General features: G+C 32.7%; 21 protein-coding genes. 15 read left to right on the top strand and 6 right to left on the bottom strand.

The features are described from left to right. Positions 1-58: 58 nt before the first annotated feature. Entirely contained in the window at positions 59-232 is a 174-nt protein-coding gene (locus Q0975_RS26240; RefSeq protein ID WP_299443200.1) for a hypothetical protein, read from the bottom strand. A gap of 74 nt (positions 233-306) precedes the next feature. Here Q0975_RS26240 and Q0975_RS26235 point away from each other — a divergent pair, with 74 nt between their 5' ends. Next, positions 307-3,156, top strand: coding sequence for a PKD domain-containing protein (locus Q0975_RS26235; protein ID WP_299443197.1), 2,850 nt, complete (start codon positions 307-309; stop codon positions 3,154-3,156). Between the two features lie 452 nt (positions 3,157-3,608). On the opposite strand, the gene Q0975_RS26230 is transcribed toward Q0975_RS26235, so the two are convergent. Genes Q0975_RS26230 through Q0975_RS26215 form a run of 4 tightly spaced genes read right to left on the bottom strand, consistent with a single transcriptional unit; the run spans position 3,609 to position 8,174 of the window. Continuing rightward, positions 3,609-4,223 carry a hypothetical protein gene (locus tag Q0975_RS26230; RefSeq protein ID WP_299443194.1) on the bottom strand — a complete coding sequence of 205 codons (615 nt, stop codon included), beginning with the start codon at positions 4,221-4,223 and terminating at the stop codon, positions 3,609-3,611. Positions 4,224-4,260: 37 nt separating this feature from the next. Continuing rightward, positions 4,261-5,184 carry a patatin-like phospholipase family protein gene (locus Q0975_RS26225; RefSeq protein WP_299443191.1) on the bottom strand — a complete coding sequence of 308 codons (924 nt, stop codon included), beginning with the start codon at positions 5,182-5,184 and terminating at the stop codon, positions 4,261-4,263. Positions 5,185-5,187: 3 nt separating this feature from the next. Then, positions 5,188-6,081 (bottom strand): patatin-like phospholipase family protein, encoded by an 894-nt coding sequence (locus tag Q0975_RS26220; RefSeq protein ID WP_299443188.1) that lies wholly within the window; start codon positions 6,079-6,081, stop codon positions 5,188-5,190. Positions 6,082-6,089: 8 nt separating this feature from the next. Continuing rightward, complete coding sequence (locus Q0975_RS26215) at positions 6,090-8,174, bottom strand: M1 family metallopeptidase (RefSeq protein ID WP_299443185.1); 2,085 nt, start codon at positions 8,172-8,174, stop codon at positions 6,090-6,092. Positions 8,175-8,276: 102 nt separating this feature from the next. Between Q0975_RS26215 and recG the strand changes: the two genes are divergently transcribed. Continuing rightward, a complete protein-coding gene (recG, locus tag Q0975_RS26210) occupies positions 8,277-10,379 on the top strand; it encodes an ATP-dependent DNA helicase RecG (RefSeq protein WP_299443182.1) in 2,103 nt (700 codons plus the stop codon). Positions 10,380-10,742: 363 nt separating this feature from the next. On the opposite strand, the gene Q0975_RS26205 is transcribed toward recG, so the two are convergent. Further along, a complete protein-coding gene (locus tag Q0975_RS26205; protein WP_299443179.1) occupies positions 10,743-11,117 on the bottom strand; it encodes a hypothetical protein in 375 nt (124 codons plus the stop codon). Positions 11,118-11,245: 128 nt separating this feature from the next. Between Q0975_RS26205 and Q0975_RS26200 the strand changes: the two genes are divergently transcribed. The 13 genes from Q0975_RS26200 (at position 11,246) to Q0975_RS26140 (ending at position 20,214) form a co-directional block, all read left to right on the top strand. Next, positions 11,246-12,376, top strand: a complete 1,131-nt coding sequence (locus Q0975_RS26200; protein ID WP_299443176.1) for a tyrosine-type recombinase/integrase — start codon at positions 11,246-11,248, stop codon at positions 12,374-12,376. A gap of 69 nt (positions 12,377-12,445) precedes the next feature. Continuing rightward, positions 12,446-12,904: a hypothetical protein gene (locus Q0975_RS26195; protein ID WP_299443164.1), complete on the top strand. Its 459-nt coding sequence runs from the start codon at positions 12,446-12,448 to the stop codon at positions 12,902-12,904. A 10-nt stretch (positions 12,905-12,914) separates the two neighbouring features. Next, the gene (locus tag Q0975_RS26190) at positions 12,915-13,250 is read left to right on the top strand and encodes a hypothetical protein (RefSeq protein WP_299443161.1); all 336 of its coding nucleotides are present in this window, start codon (positions 12,915-12,917) and stop codon (positions 13,248-13,250) included. 34 nt (positions 13,251-13,284) lie between these two features. Next, positions 13,285-13,485, top strand: a complete 201-nt coding sequence (locus Q0975_RS26185) for a hypothetical protein (RefSeq protein ID WP_299443173.1) — start codon at positions 13,285-13,287, stop codon at positions 13,483-13,485. Continuing rightward, positions 13,454-14,782 carry a hypothetical protein gene (locus Q0975_RS26180; RefSeq protein ID WP_299443170.1) on the top strand — a complete coding sequence of 443 codons (1,329 nt, stop codon included), beginning with the start codon at positions 13,454-13,456 and terminating at the stop codon, positions 14,780-14,782. Before Q0975_RS26185 ends, Q0975_RS26180 begins: the two co-directional genes overlap by 32 nt. Positions 14,783-14,872: 90 nt before the next feature. Next, positions 14,873-15,379, top strand: a complete 507-nt coding sequence (locus Q0975_RS26175) for a hypothetical protein (protein ID WP_299443167.1) — start codon at positions 14,873-14,875, stop codon at positions 15,377-15,379. A 197-nt stretch (positions 15,380-15,576) separates the two neighbouring features. Then, positions 15,577-16,035: a hypothetical protein gene (locus Q0975_RS26170; RefSeq protein WP_299443164.1), complete on the top strand. Its 459-nt coding sequence runs from the start codon at positions 15,577-15,579 to the stop codon at positions 16,033-16,035. Between the two features lie 10 nt (positions 16,036-16,045). After that, on the top strand, positions 16,046-16,381 hold the full coding sequence (locus Q0975_RS26165) for a hypothetical protein (RefSeq protein WP_299443161.1): 336 nt from the start codon (positions 16,046-16,048) through the stop codon (positions 16,379-16,381). A 203-nt stretch (positions 16,382-16,584) separates the two neighbouring features. Beyond that, on the top strand, positions 16,585-17,037 hold the full coding sequence (locus Q0975_RS26160; protein WP_299443159.1) for a hypothetical protein: 453 nt from the start codon (positions 16,585-16,587) through the stop codon (positions 17,035-17,037). A 219-nt stretch (positions 17,038-17,256) separates the two neighbouring features. After that, positions 17,257-18,015: a hypothetical protein gene (locus Q0975_RS26155; RefSeq protein WP_299443156.1), complete on the top strand. Its 759-nt coding sequence runs from the start codon at positions 17,257-17,259 to the stop codon at positions 18,013-18,015. A gap of 82 nt (positions 18,016-18,097) precedes the next feature. Further along, entirely contained in the window at positions 18,098-18,559 is a 462-nt protein-coding gene (locus Q0975_RS26150) for a hypothetical protein (RefSeq protein WP_299443153.1), read from the top strand. A 205-nt stretch (positions 18,560-18,764) separates the two neighbouring features. Continuing rightward, the gene (locus Q0975_RS26145) at positions 18,765-19,442 is read left to right on the top strand and encodes a suppressor of fused domain protein (protein ID WP_299443150.1); all 678 of its coding nucleotides are present in this window, start codon (positions 18,765-18,767) and stop codon (positions 19,440-19,442) included. 190 nt (positions 19,443-19,632) lie between these two features. After that, a complete protein-coding gene (locus Q0975_RS26140; protein ID WP_299443147.1) occupies positions 19,633-20,214 on the top strand; it encodes a hypothetical protein in 582 nt (193 codons plus the stop codon). Positions 20,215-20,362: the final 148 nt, after the last annotated feature.

Genomic DNA, 20,362 nt, shown 5'->3' with positions numbered 1-20,362 from the left:
ATAAGCTTCCTTATAATTGATAATAAATTAGAATATTCTGTGTTATTCTTCTTGGATACTAACTTGAATTAAACAAGTTTGATCCACCTAACATGCAATGAAACAATGCCACAAATAGATGCGCTCCAGAACCGTCTATTTTAAATTTCAATCTTTGGATTGGAATTGGTGATATCTTTCCTCCCGTTTCTTTAGCAAGTAAGGTGTATCTATTATGGACATGAATGTCCATGAGTTGATATACCCTAATAATTCAAATTATGCATTTAATTTTTTAAGTAAACCTACACACACACAAACAAACTCATGAAACCTTTACAAATTTCAACAAATTACCTACAAAAAAGTTTGGCCATCAAGCCATATTTTATTTTGACATTCGCTTTATTTATTTTTTATAATGGTATTGCGCAAAATCAGAAACCTTACGAATTAGGAAGTGAAGAAAACTTTAGTCAAAGTATAATGACTAATAAATCTAATGTTGTTACACTAAAATTATCGGATACTGAACATGTAAAAGGTATCATAAACATCAGAAAAGGAAATACCGAAAACTACTCAGTAATAGGAATAATTAACAATAATAGTAGTTCGACCTTTAGTATTATTAAAGATAAAGGTATTGTAACGGGAAAAATTATACTATTCGGTAAGAAAAAAGCATATCGTTATTATTCTGGTGATAGTGATGATGTTCTGATACAGGAGGAAGATATTAACAAGGTCTTGTGTATTGATTTTAAAAAGGTCTCCTCTAAAGAAGAAAAAACTGGCAGAGCTTCAGCAATAGCTCCTGATCTGCAAAGCTTACCAGGATCAGAGTTTACAGTATATCTAGATTTTGATGGAGAAACAGTTAGTGGAACCAGCTGGGTTGGTGGTGGCACCATCAACGCTCAACCGTCTGGCTATAACGATGAAAAAATAACCAACATCTGGAGAATTATGGCTGAAGATTTCAGACCTTTTGATATTAATATCACCACCAATAGATCTATCTACGAAGCTACTCCAATCAATAAAAGAATGATGGCTATTTTCACATCTACTGATAGTGCTGCTCCAGGATCAGGAGGAGTTGCTTATCTAAATTCTTTTTCTTCAACCAGAAATGATGATCCGTGTTGGGTTTTTAATTCTGGAACCAGATCTGCTGGAGAAACGGGTTCACATGAAGTTGGACATACGCTAGGGTTATCTCATGATGGAACCACTTCAGGAACAGTATATTATTCCGGACACGGAGATTGGAGCCCTATTATGGGTTGGAGTGCTAGTGAACCTATTGGTCATTGGAGTAAAGGAGAATATGACGGTGCTAATCAGGATCAGGATGATATGGCGATTATATCAGGAGATCGTAACGGGTTTGGGTATAAACAAGATGATCACGGAGATATACTTACAGCATCTAGTGAATTGATTGTAGATGCTAGTGGTGATGTGAATGCTTCCCTAAACACAGGTTTAATTTCCACAAGAGAAGATAAAGATGTATTTTCTTTTGTTACATCAGGAGGTGCTGTGGAGTTTAGTTTTGAACCTGATCCCTATTATCCAAATCTAAATATTGAAGCTAAAATATTAACAGGTACAGGAGAAGAAGTTGCTATTTCCAGTCCTAGTCGAGATCTTAGTGCGAGTATCTCCAGTACTTTAGCCGGAGGCACATATTTTATAGAAATCGATGGAGTTGGAGAAGGTAATCTATCAACAGGCTATTCTGATTATTCATCTGTTGGTTTGTATTCTATATCTGGCTCCTACCCTCCTGGAAATAATAACCAACCACCAATAGCAAATTTTGAAGCTACCGAAGATTGTAATCAGGTTACTTTTAGAAGTACTTCTATAAACACTGTTACTTCTTATTTATGGGATTTTGGAGATGGAAACACAGCTACCTCCCAAAACCCAACCCATACCTACACTGATAATGGTAGTTATACCGTTTCGCTTACGGTTACAAATGATATTGGTAACGACACAAATACTAAGGATAATTTCCTGGACATTGAAATTGCCTCTGTTCCCGATACTACTAATGAAGTCGTATGTCCTGGTGAATCCGTATCTATAACACTTTCCGGAAGTAACGGATACATTTGGTATGATCAAGAGAATGGTACTAATGTTATTGCTACAGGAAGCACTTTTGAAACACCAGAATTGACCGAAAACCAAATATACTATGTATCAGGAACGACAAGACCGATTACCTCTGCTGATGTTGGAATACAAGAAATTAGTGCGAGTTCAGGTAATATTCATCAAGGTGGGTATAGTCTGGTTTTTGATGTTAAAGAACCTATTATTCTGAAAAAAGCCAAAGTATCCGCCGAAGGTTCAGGAAATAGAACATTACAACTTAAAAATGCTTCTGGTGAAATATTAGAATCAAAAGATATAAATATTCCAGACGGAGAGAACATCATTGATATTAATATAAACATTCCTGCCGGTGATAATATGGAAATAGGTTTTACTGAAAATTCGAACTTATTCCGTAACAACCAGGACGTCAATTATCCATATGAAATAGTAGATATAGTAAGTATAAAAAGGAGTACCGCCGAAAGTAACCCTGAAGGGTTTTATTACTATTTGTATGATTGGCAAATAACAACCTTAGGAGCATGTGAAACTTCAGAACGTACAGCAATATCAGTAACAATATCTGATACTCCTGATCAACCAGTCATTTCCTTTGACCCAGAAACCAGTCAAATTACGGTAAATCAGGAATACGATGCCTACCAGTGGTATCTTAACAATGAAGCTATTACAAATGCCACAGATCAAAGCTTTATAGCAGAAGAAACAGGCTCTTATACGTTGGAAGTATTTAATGCAGCTAACTGTAGTACTTTTTCTGAGAGTATCGCTGTATCCACATTGTCTGTGTCTGATACTCCTTTATCGATCAATACTATCTCAGTATATCCTAATCCAACCAACAAAATCTTGTATATTAATGGAATAGACGAATCGATGGATATTTATAGTATCAAAATCGTAAACATGCTAGGACAAGTCATAAAAAAATATGACAACCTGGTCACGGCTTTGGACACTACCTCACTCGAAGAAGGGCTATATTTTCTTGTAATTAACAACCAAATGTCTAAAAAGTTCTTGAAAACCTCTTCTTAATTTTTAAATTGACAGCTTTTGAATCAGAAAAAGCCGTCAAATTGAATTGTTTTCATAGTAAATCGAAGAAAAATTAGCTTGCTCGCCTATGTAGGGTGCGGCCCTTTTACAGACTGAGGATGAAAAGGTTTTTGATTGAAAATTCATTTGTTTTCGATACATCCGCCTGAGGTGAACACTCTAACTGACATAAATTTATTATATCGTTTAACTCACGTTAAATTATATGCTGAGTCGTCCTAAACATATCAAATTATTTTAGGGCGACTCAGAAATAAAAAAAATCATTTATTGATTCATCATTATCAAATCGCTACACTAACTAAGAGCTGCGTCAGGGATAGGAACCCTTCGACAGGCTCAGGACAGGTCTAATCTTATTTTATGAGTGCACTGAGATTATCGAAGGGTACTTATAAAAAAGATATAGTGGATAGCCCGCCAGGACGCCATTAAAAATGCAATGGCGGATTAGTTTTAATTAGATATGGGTTAAATCCTGAAGCTATTCTTATAGGTGTAATATTTGAGTAAGGTTCAGTTTGGTGCGCATAATATAAATTATCAAATGCAATGGCAGACTTTCCTCTTTCAATTTCTACATTAATGATTTTTTCTAAAAAATCAATCCCCATCGCATCCACACCATAGTAATCGAAAAGGATACACTTGTTCTTTTCAAAATTAGCTTTAATGATTAATGCCTTTTTCTTTGTAAAACCTAAATATTCAAATTTTTCATGCAATGTAATACCTATTTCATCAACTATCCTGACTGCACTTTGAATATTAATATGCATTTTATTAATTAAATAAGTTTTTATTGTTAATGGCTTTATATATTCAATAATCGAATTCTGGTTGTAGTTTCTAGCCCAAGGAAAATCAGTTTTTTTATTTTGAAATCGACGAATCAATTCAAGGGTCAAATCAAAATTTACTGGCACATTTTCAGGGTAAATTCTAGAACTATAAATTCTAACTAGCTCACCTTCTTTTAATTCAAATTTTGGAATGGAAATTCCATGGATTTCAAATTCTTCGTTATAAAAAGCTATATTTTTCATTATAGAGTTATCCGAACCTATCTTATCAAAACAGAGATTATCCGGCCATATTAATATCCTTCAACTTATTATCTTCTGCTTGTTTTGCCTTGTCAGCAGCATAATCGAAACCTTGTTGCCACCAGCTACGCATCAATTTTTTATTAAAAACCAAGGAGTTTTCTGTCAATTTAGAAGGTGTATAATATAAATTGAGCACCACATCTTTATTCTTAGCCGCTAATTTACCTACCACTGTATCATGGCCTTCTACCTGATCAAACATATAACTAAAGAGATTGACCATTAAAGAAAATGGATTCTTACCTAAGACCTTATTATGCTCCATATTTTCGGATTCTAAAATAACGGCATCTACTTCGGTAGCTCCTCTTCGGATCGCTTCTCGAATAGGCACCATACATCCAAAACCGCCGTCGGCATATTCACAATCATTTTTAGTCACTAAACTCATAAAAGGAACATAATTACAGGAAATCCAGATCCAATCACAAAAATCCTCATAGGAGAAATCATTAATGGATTTATATTCTGTAGTATTTTTGGTTAGGTTAGAAACCGTTACTACTACATCTTTAACTTTCTTCTTGGCCAGCTCGAATTCTATTTCAGAAAAATTTCTACGAATATTTTTCCGTAGGTTCTTACTTTCTCCAAAGGTTCTTTTGCGCTTCAGAAATTGCATTACCGTATTAAAAAAATTGATCGATACGAACTCACGGTTTCCTTTTTTTCTGGTTCTAAAAGGATTAACACTAAAGATGGTATTCTGATTAACGTTTGTATAAATATCATATACCTTCTCTACATTGCCCAAAGCCAACTGAGGTATCAACAAACTACCTGTAGATGTTCCGAGAAAAAGATCATACTCCCTTCCTTCTTCCTGCATCAAATATTGAGCTACGCCACCTGCATACGCTCCTTTACTTCCTCCTCCTGATATTACTAATGCTCGCATGTATTATAGTCTATTAGATGTATTCTTTTTTTTGGCAAACTCATAACCTTTAGTCCACCATTGTGTCATTTTTTCTTTTTCAAAAATTAATGAATTTGTAGTTAGCACTGTAGGCGTATAATACAAATCCATGGCTACCTCTTTTTGTGATGCAGCAAATTTACCAATTCTAATATTTTGGTGTTCTATAGTATCCATCATAAAATCCACCATACTTGTAATTAGGGTAAACGGATTCTTTGTTGGCATGCGATTGAGATAATTAACTTCTGTTTCTAATACGATCACATCTATTTCTTTAGCTCCTCTTTTTATCGCCTCTTCTATTGGAACCATTGATCCAAGGCCTCCATCTACATAATCACAAAAGTTTTTACGAACTAAACTCATAAAAGGTGGATAATTACACGATATCCATATCCAATCCAGAAAATCTTCATACGTACATTCTTTAATAGACTTGTACTCTACTTCATTCGTTGATAAATTAGTTACCGTTACTATTACATCTTTAGTCCCAGATTGTAAGGTTTCAAAATACTTCTTAGAAACAGCATTTTCGATAAGTTCTCTAAGATTTCTGCTATCTCCAAAGGATTTTCTGCCTCTAATTAGATTACTTAACACATTAAAATGATTGATACTAATACTATTATAGCCTCTCTTTTTTTTTATTATAAAGGGACAATTCCTGAATATTGAAGATTGATTAACCGAAGTATAAAAGCTTTTTATTTCTTCTATTTTAGATAATGCTAGATGAGATACCAAAAGACTTCCTGTAGAGGTGCCTATAAACATATCATAATGTCTACCTAAATCCTGAATTAAATATTGTGCAACTCCTCCTGCAAAAGCTCCTTTACTGCCTCCTCCGGAAATTACTAATGCACGCATACTCTCATTTATGGGGTTAATTTCTTTTCTAAAAAATCTTGTTGCCTCTTTGGCAAATCACCCTTTAAATCTACATATTTCTTTTGAAATTTAGGCTTCTTCAGAAGGTTATCTAAAACTTTCCTGCAAAAGTTCCTAAATCGCCAATTATAATGTACTGCTCCATCCACCAAATCTACAAGAGATTGATCCGAAAAAGCGTTAAGACTCTCTAAATAAGTAAAAGCATTCTCTCGCGTACTAAAATGATGTATTGAAGAAGAATATCCTGATAACTCCGTATAAAACTGCTGATGTTTTTCTTTCTGGTATTCTTGTGTACTAAGTGCTAAAACTAACCAAAGTATTCTTACATTTTTATCATGAAAACCAATGACATCCTTAGTTTGATCCAGATATCGAGTTCTTTCTGAAGGAAAATTAGCCCATAAATGATATAATGCTGGCTCTATAGTAGCATAGGATTCATCTTCTAACAAAGACTCATATTGTTTTTTTAGCTCTTTGGGTATGCTACTCATGGTATTGGCAATTGCCTGACGTACATATATATTATTGGTCTCAAAAGCTTTAGTAAACAATGCAATCGCTTCTTTTGATGTATCTCCTTCTAATTGGTAGATCACTTCTTGACCTAAATACTCATTGATCGGAAAGTCTAAAGCCGTAGCTAATGTCCCCCATTTTCCGGCTATGGGTTGAGTGCGCTCACCTGCCAGGCTTAAATATTTCTTAATAAACGAAGAGGTTGTTAATATATCCAATGCTTCCTGAGATGGAAACTCAATGGCTTCTAACCATATTTTCTGATACTCGGTTAAATCCTGACCACTTACCTCTTCTGCTACAGTAATAAAATCAGAAGTAGTTACGTTACCAAATTTATGCTTCTCTAAGTAGTTATTGACAGTAATCTTAAAATTAGCATCTCCGATTATTTTTTTTAGTGCGTGCAATGCCCAAGCTCCACGTTGATAAAAAGTAAGAGAACTTGCTTTAGGATTCAGCAAAGAAGTGGCATCAGTTGCCTTAGCCTGTTCTGTGAGTTGCTCAGCACTTTCATACAACTTATACTGAAAATATTCTTCTCCAAAAATTTCTTTCTCTGCCAGCAATGCGTAATAGGTAGCAAAACCTTCTTGTAACCAATGATGTTTTCCTTCTGTTTCTGTTACCAAGTCACCAAACCATTGATGTGCCAATTCGTGAGCATTTACATTGATATAATTACGATCATTAAATCCTATGTTATCTACTACAAAGGCATCAGAAAAAATAGTAGTTCCGGTATTTTCCATCCCGGCATATAGAAAATCTTTTACAGGAATCTGTTTATAATTTTGCCAAGGAAAAGCATATCCAATCTCCTTTTCAAGGAAATCAAACATTTTTTTGCTATGCTTATAGGTTGATTCGAACTTGTCCTTATCCTCTGGATAATAGTACATTTCTAGTGGAATACCACTTTCTGAAGTTTCAACCACTTTGTCGTATTTCCCTATTGCCAATGCCAGTAAATAGCTACTCATTGGTTGCTGCATATCATACTCCCATCGCTGGATAGAATCATTTACAGCTTGTTTATCAACTAACTTTCCATTGGTTATTACTTCATAATCCGCATCATAATTGATAACCATATCAAAAACTACCTTTTCATTCATATCATCAAAACTCGGCAACCAGTTAGAAGTATATTTTCCTTGTCCTTGTGTCCAGATCTGGTCATTCCCTTGATAGTCCTTTAGGAAATACAGTGCTTTTTTAGGAACAGCGATATACTGAATTTCTATAGTATGCTCAGCTCCCACTTTAAAATCCGAAGTAACTTGTATTTTTTTATCATCATATACTACATCTGTTGCTGTTCCATCTAATGAAACACCCATAATTTGCATCTTCTGTGCATCAATAGTAATAGATGATGTTGGTTGAAGAATTTTAAAAGTATATGTTACTTTTCCTTCTATTTTTTTGAAACTAGCCTCCAAAAAAACATTCACTTTTCCTGTCAAAAAATCCACCTCTTTAGTTTGCTGTGCTACACCACCAAAGGAAATAGAAAGTATAATTAGATATAAAATAAATCGCATATGTATCAATAATCAAATGTTCTGCCAAAATAACGATTTTAGTCTGGTAATGTGACACGTTTTGCTTTGAACATTTTTCTGATTAATAGTATCTTCGCTCTAATGAATGCAAATATCTTACAAACTCCTATTGATTATCTAAAAGGTGTTGGGCCTTCTCGTGCGGATCTATTACGCACAGAATTAGGTATTCATACCTATCAGGATTTGGTGAATTTGTTTCCGAATCGGTATATCGACAAGACCAATTACTATAAAATCAATGAATTGCAACGTACTTCTGCAGAGGTACAAATGGTTGGCAAAATTGTAAACCTTAAAATGGTTGAACAAAAACGTGGAAAACGTTTAGTCGCCAAATTTATGGATGATACCGGAGAAATGGAATTGGTATGGTTTAGAGGTCATAAATGGATTAAGGAAAATATAAAACTAAACACCCCTTATGTAATTTTTGGTAAGACTAAATACTATAATGGGTTTAGTATGCCACATCCAGAGATGGAATTGCTTACGGAACATGAAAAGAACCTAAAGGTGATGATGCAACCCGTATATCCTTCCACAGAAAAATTATCGAATAAAGGCATTACCAATCGGGTACTTAGCAAAATGATGATGCAATTATTTCTAGATACCAAAGCACGGTTTTATGACACCCTTTCTGAAGAAATACGTAATGAATTAAAACTTATTCATAAAAGTGAAGCAATTCTTAATATTCACTTCCCAAAAAATCAAGAATTACTAGCCAAGGCGCAATATCGATTAAAGTTTGAGGAGCTTTTCTATATTCAACTACAATTAATTACTAAAAAACTAATTCGTAAACAAAAGATCAAAGGATTTCCTTTTACCGAGGTTGGAGAATATTTTACCAATTTCTACAATCATCACTTACCATTTGAGTTAACCAATGCTCAGAAACGAGTAATCAAAGAAATTCGAAAGGATATTGGTAGCAGTGCGCAAATGAATAGACTGCTGCAGGGAGATGTAGGATCTGGGAAAACAATTGTAGGATTAATGACCATGTTATTAGCTCTAGATAATGGTTTCCAGGCATGTTTGATGGCGCCAACTGCTATTTTGGCCAATCAACATTATCAAGGAATTGTAGAATTAACCAAAGACCTAGACATCAATGTAAAACTATTGATGGGTAGTTCTAAGACCAAAGAACGCCGTATAATCCATCAGGAATTAGAAGAAGGTACATTACATATTCTTATTGGTACACACGCTGTATTAGAAGATAAAGTGAAGTTTAAAAATCTAGGCCTAGCAATTATAGATGAACAACATCGATTTGGTGTAGCACAACGCTCTAAACTCTGGCATAAGAACACGTATCCACCCCATATTCTTGTCATGACAGCAACGCCAATACCTAGAACATTAGCCATGAGTCTGTATGGAGATCTGGATATTTCAGTGATTGATGAATTACCACCAGGAAGAAAATCTATTAAAACGGTACATCGATATGATAGCAATCGTCTAAAGGTTTTTAAATTTATTGCTGATGAAATCCAAAAAGGAAGACAAATCTATATTGTATATCCTCTAATCCAGGAATCCGAAGCATTAGATTATAAAGATTTGATGGATGGATATGAAAGTATTGCCCGCTCCTTCCCTACTCCGGATTATCAAATATCCATAGTACATGGCAAAATGAAACCAGCAGATAAGGATTATGAGATGGAGCGTTTTGTAAAAGGAGAAACCAATATTATGGTAGCCACAACGGTGATAGAAGTGGGTGTTAATGTGCCCAATGCCAGTGTGATGATCATAGAGAGTGCAGAACGTTTCGGGCTCTCGCAGTTACACCAGTTACGAGGTCGCGTGGGTCGTGGAGCAGAACAGAGTTTCTGTATCCTAATGACTAGTCATAAACTATCATCTGATAGTAAAACTCGGCTAGAAACTATGGTTCGAACCAATGATGGCTTCGAAATTGCAGAAGTAGACTTAAAATTACGTGGACCAGGAGATATTATGGGTACTCAACAAAGTGGTGTTTTAAATCTAAAAATAGCAGATATCGTACGAGATAATGACATCCTGAAAACTGCCCGATACTACGCCATGAAAATTCTAAAAGAAGACCCTTCTCTAGCGCTAGAGAAAAATAAGATATTGTTGTTTACCTATCAACAACTTGCTAAACACAAAAATATCTGGAACTATATTAGTTAAAAAATTAACAGTTGTCAATTTGTTTAGGGTACTTCATAAGTACCCCCTACCCACCTCTACAGTACCCACTGGGTACTTCAAATAGAAGTAACGCTTAGCTCTAACACAGGTGCCACTTGTGTCTAGGTATAGGCATGCCTCTGTTTGAAGTACCCCTAGACAACCTTTTGGGTAGGAGTACCCACTTATAGAAGTGCCCCTAACTGTGTTCTAACACTCATACACCCACTAGTACAAGTACCCCTAACCGTATTCTGACACGTATGCCCCCACTTGTATAAGTACCCCTCCCCCACTTATGGTAGTGGGTTTTAAAGAATCTGAGTAGTAAAACACTCTTTTATTAACAGTATATGTTAAAATCTAAGTAGTATCCATGTATGATTGCCAAATGACTAAAAGGTATTTCTTTTTGGTGTTTTCTTTTAACTCCAGAAAGCCATATTCATAGCAGAAAAGATATACTTGTCCTTTGTTATTTTTCCAGTAATGTGTAAAATACTTTGGATCAAAACCTTCCTTTACTAATTTCTCTTTACGCACAGTTACTAAACCAGCTTTATTAAAACCTTTTAATATTTTTCTATTCTTTTTTAGTTGTTTATCTACTTTTTTAAAAAATGTGTCTTCTTTTTCGCGATTCTGAATATTGTGATAAGCAGATTTGCAATAAGAGTTACAAAATCTTTTATCTTTTCTTCCAGTTATTATTGACTTACAGTACAAACATTTTATCATTTTACTTCATCTTATAGTTATGTGTCTATTATATGATAAATGTTACCTGTAGAATTAAACGTTTATTAAACGTTTAATTCTACGGCTTTGATTGCAATTGATTATGTATTGATACATCTTTGACACACATGAATCCTATTAATAAGCATATTACTCTTAAGCACTTATTGATTAAGCAACAGAAAATGATAGGTTTACAATTCTATCCTGATAAAGTAATTCAGGCTTTAATCAAAGAATTACCTAATCCCAAGTGGAGCAATCAATACGGAATGGTATATATTATGAATACCAAGAAAAATTTAGATTTGATTTTCAACAAATTTAGGGGGATAGCCCGCATCAACTGTAACTTCTTTTTCAAGGAAAAGGTGATTAGAGAAAATGCATTGCCGGATATTAATTGGTATCGGAATCGTTCTAAGACAAATTCTTTTAAGTATGTTCCAGAAGCATATTTATTAAAACTAGAGCTTAAACGATACTCGGTAAGTACTTGTAAAACTTATATTTCTCAATTCGAAAAATTCATAAACACGTATCCGGATAAAGAAATCATCGAGCTATCTGAAGACGAGGTACGGAACTATCTACAATCTTTGGTTCATAGAAACAAATCTGACAGTTATATAAATCAGGCTATTAATAGTATTAAGTTTTATTATGAAGTAGTTATGGGAATGCCAAATCGATTTTATAGTATTGAACGACCAAGAAAATCTATTCAACTGCCTGATATACTTGCAAAAGGTGATATTATAAAAATGATTGAAGCCACTACTAATCTGAAACATAAATGTATTATTAGTCTTTTATATTCTTCAGGGCTTCGCAGAAGTGAGATATTACATTTAAAACCAGAGGATATTGATAGTAAACGATTATTAATCAAAGTAAAACAGGCTAAAGGAAATCATGACAGATACACGATACTTAACAAGAGTGTACTGCTTCTTTTAAGAAGTTATTACAAAGCCTATAAGCCGAAAGTATATTTATTTGAAGGGGCAAATACTGGGAGTCCATATAGTCCTTCGAGTATCTTAAAGGTGGTAAAAGAAGCTGCTCTGAAAGTATCTATTATAAAAAAAGTATCTCCTCATATGCTAAGGCACAGTTTTGCTACACATCTTTTGGAGGAGGGCACTGACCTGAGATATATCCAAGCATTATTAGGTCATAAATCAACTAAAACTACAGAAATATATACTCATGTAGCAATAAAATCCTACAAAGGCATAAAAGATTTACTAAATTAGCCTCCTCACAAAATAGATATATAGTTACCTTTTGTAACTATATACAATTGTTAGCAATAATTCAATATTATGATTAAAAAAAACCTATTACTCTTCTCTATTTTGGTTTCTTTATACTCATACTCTCAAAATATTTATGAAGAAAAATTTGAAGGTTGTAACACCAAGAGGTTTGCTTTAGAGAGTGAAATTGAAACCGCAAAAAAAGATAAAAATGAATTAATAAAGCTGCTAACTAAACATATAACAAATGATGCCCAACAAAAACTAAGAGGTAAACTTAAACTTCAAATCATTGTTTATATGGATGGAACATCCTGTCTTTTGAGTTATGAAAACAACACGAAACTTAGTTCAGATGAATTAAAAATTGAACTAATTAAGGAATTAGTAGATAATGAATTGGTATGGATGAATGGAAAAGAAAATATCGCAGCATTAGTTGAATTGAGATTCAAAAGAAAAGAAATCACCTTGAAAAGATATGGAATGAATGCGAAATCCGGTTGGCACGAATTAAAGGAATAAAACATTGCTAATGGAAAATGAAGCACTTGTATTAGATGAAAAAGGATACCCTCTAATAAAAATTTGGACTGATCATGTTGAGATTAAAGCAATTGATTATTCGGAATTTAGAACTTTCAAATATTCAAACATTAAAGATATAGAGCATTATGATCCAAATAACAATTGGTGGACAAAACTTTATATGTTAACCTCTCTAACTGCTCAAATATTTTCTAAGAATGACCCTTGGGTTCTGAAAATAATACTAAAAAACCGAGGAAATTGGACATATAAGACTTCACCTAAACAGAATTCCGAATTTAGTCAAACTATAAGACTCTTAAAAATGAAAGTGACTGAATAGTGGCGTCTTAAATAAAAAATTGCTAACATTATATATGAAATCAGAGCAATTTAATGCTAGATCGAAAGGTAATTTTCTTTTTGCAATGGCGCTAGATTTTTATAAATTAAACAAGAAACAAAAATGCGCAGATAAATCGATTGGTTCTGGCTTACTTGCCTTGCTCCGATTCATATATTTGGCGTTACCACCAATTACCAAAAATGAGAAAAAAATTATTATTCATATTCCTTAATATTTTGTTCTTTAACTGTAATGCTCAAGTTGATACTGAAAACAATGCAGAAAAAATAAAAAAAGCTCAAACTGAAATAACTCCTGCTTTAAAGTACTTTTCAAATTGTTTAGTAAATAAAGACTGTGACGAGTGTATAAATGAATTAGTTTCTAAAGCCACAAATGAATACCAAAAATATCTGATTGGTGGAGCATTATACAATATTGATTCAAAAGTCTCTTATGATTTACATAAATCTGCTTATGAGAAATATCCAAATGAATTAAATTTCAATTTAGAATATGCAATAGAAAGTCATCGAATTGGAGATTATAAAACGGCTATTAAACATTATGAAATTTATAAACAGACAAAAGACACGGATTATAGAGTTGATGTTTGGTTAAGTGAATGCTATTTAAATATAGATAATTATTTAAAAGCAATTGAACATTGGAAAAAAGCAAATCATCCCAAAAATCATACTGGAATTGACAAAGCTATTTATATCATTCACGGTCAAGTCGATCAAATTAAAAAACGGTCAGATTTAATAGTAAAAACTAAATCTAAGGATTCTAAAAGTGCATACGAGTTGATTTTCCTAGATATGAATTGGGAATTAGATTGGTGGAATAATAATATCCAAGAATACTTTTTAGAAAAAGATATAAATACAATTAAAAGTACTTTTGGTTCTGACAGTAAAGAATACTTACAACTATCTGCATATAACAAAATCAAACACCTCTCTAAAAAATCAAGTCCTAAAGATTCTATTAAAACAGCATTACTAAATTCGAAATTGATTCTTGATAATAACCAAATGCCCGTTAATGGAAAAGTAGCTTCTGATTTACTAAGAATTTCATTTATAAATAGATTATTAGATGAAAAAGAATTCTTTGAAAAGAGAGGACAAGAAATGATTGATTTAGCTGACAAATATAAAGATGAAGAGCTTTTAAATATTTATGCATACCTAGAATCAGTTGCAACTGGACACGTTTCTGAACAAACAGACAAAAAAGGATGGAACGAATACCAAAGTGAGAAATTCGCGATAAGCTATTTTATCGGATTAGCAGATAAAAACAAATATGATAACCCTGATTTGGAAAAAGCATTGATAGACTTTCCTAATTCTTCAAAAATTCATTGGGTAAAACTAAACTGCGCAAAAATTGAAGGAAAAAATATAAAATCTGATTTAATAGAGGTATTGAAAAAGGAATTCAAAACTTTAGGTTCTGATCAGAGTAAATATTCTTATGGACTCAAAAACTATTTTTACCTACTTGAAAACGAAATATAAAAAAGGTGGTAACAATTTGTATATTGCATATGCCGCCTTCGGCAGGCAAACGCAACATACAAGAGACGTTACAGGTAAGCAGAATAAATAATGAAAATATATCATACCTTAATATTATTAATATCAACTCAAATAGGTTTCGGACAGAACTTGGATTTTGATAAGTTTGAATTCAATGAACTCAAATTCTTTTCTTCGAAATCAAAAATTGTCGAAAAATTTGGGAATCCAAACCGAGAATTTGAACCGAACTATGATTGCGGAGGGCTATCTTCTGAATGGCAAGGAGTCAAATACTTTACTCTTGATTATGAAAAGGTGAAATTTACCGGAAATGAAAAAGAAAAATATCTAATTGAAAAGATTGATTTTGAGAATGATAACTCTGTTGAACTAGTTTATGGAAAACATAAATTGAATTGTGAAACGGAATTGAATACGCTTGCGGAAATATTTGGAAAACAAATCAAAGATCGGATAGATAAAGGTCAATTAAATGGCTCATTTAGTGTTCATCACGAAAAGAGAGACGACGGAATAGTGCTTGAAATCAATAATGGAAAATTAATAAAATTCAGTTATTGGACATCTTGTTAAAAAATGCCTACCTGTAACATTATATATGAAATCAGAGCAAAAGTTCAGTGCTAGATCGAAAGGTTATTTCCTTTTTGTGATGGCGCTAGATTTTTATAAATTAAACAAGAAATAAAAATGCGCAGATAGATCAATTGGTCCTGGCTCGTTTGCCTTGCTCCGATTCATATATTTGGCGTTAGCAATAATTCAATATTATGATTAAAAAAAACCTATTACTCTTCTCTATTTTGGTTTCTTTATACTCATACTCTCAAAATATTTATGAAGAAAAATTTGAAGGTTGTAACACCAAGAGGTTTGCTTTAGAGAGTGAAATTGAAACCGCAAAAAAAGATAAAAATGAATTAATAAAGCTGCTAACTAAACATATAACAAATGATGCCCAACAAAAACTAAGAGGTAAACTTAAACTTCAAATCATTGTTTATATGGATGGAACATCCTGTCTTTTGAGTTATGAAAACAACACGAAACTTAGTTCAGATGAATTAAAAATTGAACTAATTAAGGAATTAGTAGATAATGAATTGGTATGGATGAATGGAAAAGAAAATATCGCAGCATTAGTTGAATTGAGATTCAAAAGAAAAGAAATCACCTTGAAAAGATATGGAATGAATGCGAAATCCGGTTGGCACGAATTAAAGGAATAAAACATTGCTAATGGAAAATGAAGCACTTGTATTAGATGAAAAAGGATACCCTCTAATAAAAATTTGGACTGATCATGTTGAGATTAAAGCAATTGATTATTCGGAATTTAGAACTTTCAAATATTCAAACATTAAAGATATAGAGCATTATGATCCAAATAACAATTGGTGGACAAAACTTTATATGTTAACCTCTCTAACTGCTCAAATATTTTCTAAGAATGACCCTTGGGTTCTGAAAATAATACTAAAAAACCGAGGAAATTGGACATATAAGACTTCACCTAAACAGAATTCCGAATTTAGTCAAACTATAAGACTCTTAAAAATGAAAGTGACTGAATAGTGGCGTCTTAAATAAAAAATTGCTAACATTATATATGAAATCAGAGCAATTTAATGCTAGATCGAAAGGTAATTTTCTTTTTGCAATGGCGCTAGATTTTTATAAATTAAACAAGAAACAAAAATGCGCAGATAAATCGATTGGTTCTGGCTTACTTGCCTTGCTCCGATTCATATATTTGGCGTTGTAGGTAATTAAACAAAATGGCACATCATACTATAATATACGGAAGAATAAACGGAGCGACATGGAAAACTGAAGACTATTATAAGTTGCATAGAATGAATATTGAGATAATAAATAGTTTACCGGAAAATGATTCGGAATTTCCTTGGATAAATCGAAGTATGTTTTCAGTACCAAACGAACAAGGAATTTTTAGAGATCAGATAATAACATTTGGAGCGAGTTACAGAACTCTGGAATATGAATGGCATTTGTGGATTGAAAAATTTGAAGAACTTTTAACAAAATTGTTTTGGTTTGACGTAACTATTCATGCGGAATTTGAAATGATTGGAGATCATAAATATGATTGGATTATAAACCATAAATTAATAAAAGATAATTGGTATATAGAATTTCCAAAACCAATTATTGATTGGGAATTTGAAAGTAATAGTCCACGTAAATTTGAAAATCTCCTGAAAAAATAAACTCCCTACAACATTATATATAAAATCAGAGCAAAGTTTAGTGTTAGATCGAATGGTCATTTCCTTTTTGCAATGGCGCTAGATTTTTATAAATTAATCAAGAAATAAAAATGCGCAGATAGATCGATTGGTTCAGGCTTGCTTGCCTTGCTCCGATTCATATATTTGGCGTTGTACTTAATGAGAAACGCAATTTACATATTAATAATTTTCCTTTGTTTGAACTGTAATTCAAAACAAAAAAAAGAAAGGGTTGAATTACAAACACCCAAATCGAATGTTTCCGAATTAAATGGTGTTTGGGGGCTAAACAATTATTTTGACAATATACTTGCTGATAAACAAATTGCTAAATATAGATTGCAACCACCAACTTGGTTTGCGATTCTTTTGGAAATAAAAAACGATTCATTAAAAAGTTATGGTTCTATTATAGAATTGAATTACAAACTGAATTACAACTCTGATACTCTAGCTGTATTTAATTCCTTTGGAGGAAAGTATGCATTATTTAAAGAAAAAGATAAACTATTATTAACTCAGTTCCCCAATCAGGAAAGAATTGATTCAACAAAATATGTTTTCGGTAAAAGGAATGATTTAAAAAGTCTTCTTGAAAACCAAGATAGAGTACATAAAATAAGTTCAAGCATAACAAATTACTTTAATGAAAATCTAATTGCGGGAACATACGCTAACCTAAAAAGTAGTACGAATGTGATATTCGAAAAAAATGGAAAATTGAAAAACTTTAAAGACTTCGACAAGTACGAAGTGAGGAATTATTTTGGTACAAGCCATCCTCATAAAAATATGGATGTTGTGACACTGGTAAACTCCATGAGTAAAGAACGTAAACAATTCAATTGGAAATTTGAAAACGAGGAATTAATACTGACCGAATTTGTGCGAGATAATAAAACTGACTATTTTTTACTTGGAAATAATAAAATCGTGCTGAAATTAAAAAATCACTAAGTACAACAATTTGTATATTGCATATGTCGCCTTCGGCAGGCAAACGCAACATACAAGAAACGTTATCAGCAATTAAAAGTATATGGATAAAAAAGATATATTCGAAGAATTAAATATGAGTGAATATATTTGGGGAAATGCATATCTATACTCTATATCTGATATAGATTTATCTATCGAAAAAAATCAAATATCAAAACTTGACGAAATTTGCAAAATTGAAGGCTGGAATGAACTGGGAGAAAAATGGAACTCAATTGAATTCTTAAAATGTTCTGAATTGCTTTTAGATTCAATAGAATTTGACATTGCATATTCTTCTTCTAGAATAACTCCAACCGAGATAGCTAAAAAATTTCATACGGAACTGCTTAATAAATTTAATAATGACTCTTTTTGTTATTCAAATTGGTTTAACAATCAATGGAGGTCAAATGAGAATGGATCAAGTTGGAACCCATTAACGGAAAATACTTTTGATATAAGTACAGTGTTTATTAATAAAGAAAATATACTAATAACCTGTTTTAGAAGTGAAGACTAACAAATCTTAAAAAAAGAAAAGCTGATAACACGATATATGTGCCATAGCAACTAAGTGCTGAATCGAATGATTCTTGTATTTTTGGTAAGGCGCAATGCTTGCAGAATGGAAAAGTTAGCAACCAATGCGCAGAAATATCAAAAAACAAGGTAACATTTTGCCCTGCTACGACACATATATTAAACGTTGTAACCAATTTATAAATATGACTACTGAAGAACACTTTGAAAAATCTTTAAATGAAAGAGAAAAATTTTGGTCAGAACTTGGAGATGTCAATTCGGATGTGATATCGCATGTTATAAATCCTGCTTTTTTAGGTGGTCCTCAGTGGCCAGGTTTGAGACAATCATTCTTAATGATAAAAACTGAAAGTGGAACCATATTTGCAAGTGATGGATTAAGTGACCCCTATTCTGACAGAGATAATAATCCTGACCATTTCGAATATAATGGTCTTGGTCTTGAGTTATTTGTAGAATGCAATGAAAAATGGAATAATATAGATGAGGCTAAAAATTCATGGCAATTTTCATTGCTATACAAAGCCAGCCAAATTTGTGCAAATAATCCTAACGTTCTTTATTCAATAAAAGACCATACCTATATTTCTACAGATGCCTTTAATGTTCCTTTTCCAGATGAAATGAATGAAGAAAAGGAAAAAATTGGATTATTGTTAGGACTGCCATCTGAATACGTTCCAAATAGGTTAAAGTTGAGCCTTGAAGAAATATTATTTGTGAATGTAAAACTATTGACCATAGAAGAATCAAAATATGTAGATGAACATGACGGAAAAGGAAGAAAAGAAGTTGCTAAGAGACTAATAAAGCAAGGAAATACAAGTCTATCGAACATATCAAGAAAATCAGTAATATAAAACTGGTTACAACAATATATATGTGGTCATAGCAGCTAAGTGATCAATCGAATGGTTCTTGTATTTTTGGTAAAGCGCAATGCTTGCAGAATGTAAAAGTTAGCAACCAATGCGCAGTTTTTGTCGATAATTGGGTAACATTTTGCCCTGCTACGACACATATATTAAACGTTATGTCTAATTACAAAAAATGAGTAGAGAAGAAACAAAACAATCTTATGAGTTAAATACTTTTCAATTTAACCAAACTGTAAAAAAATCTCTTGCTCTTAAATTTGGATTAAACGGACTTTATAGCGGAGGGCATACAATAAGAAATGATAAAGGTTGGAGAGATAACGAAATAGAAGTTGATTACATTTGGATTGCCAAAATAAGTAGGTCATTTGTAGGTTTTGGAGGTTTAATTACCATAAAATTTAACGAAAGTGAGTTCCGAGGCATTAAAAATCCTGAAAAACTAATTCAGGGTATCTTTCTTTATAACTCAAAAGGAAAGGTGAGAGAGCTTCATTTTGAGGAGCAAATTAACGGAATTAATGATCCTGTTTGGAAGGTTAATGACCTAGAATTGTTTACTGCAAATAACGGAATAGCTCTTGACGGAGTATCTTATGAATATAATGTGATTGCAAGAAATATTGAGACTCAAATTTCCGTTAACAACCCTAATAGTGAACAATGGAAAAATTGGGAAAATGAAATACGGAGTTTGGGCGAAAAGCTTGCTGAAAACTCAGCGAATGAAGAGATGAAACAACTATTTGAATAAAATAAAAAAGACATAACAGGTTGTATATTGCATATGCTCCCTTCGGGAAGCAAACGCAACATACAAGCAACGTTAGGTGCAATTGTCCATTTTGATCGGACAATTTTTTCGGAGGGATACGCTGGAATTATGGAGTTTTATTCTGATA

The organism is uncultured Aquimarina sp. (genome assembly GCF_947500065.1).
Taxonomy (GTDB): domain Bacteria; phylum Bacteroidota; class Bacteroidia; order Flavobacteriales; family Flavobacteriaceae; genus Aquimarina.
This window is presented reverse-complemented; position numbering and strand designations above follow the sequence as displayed.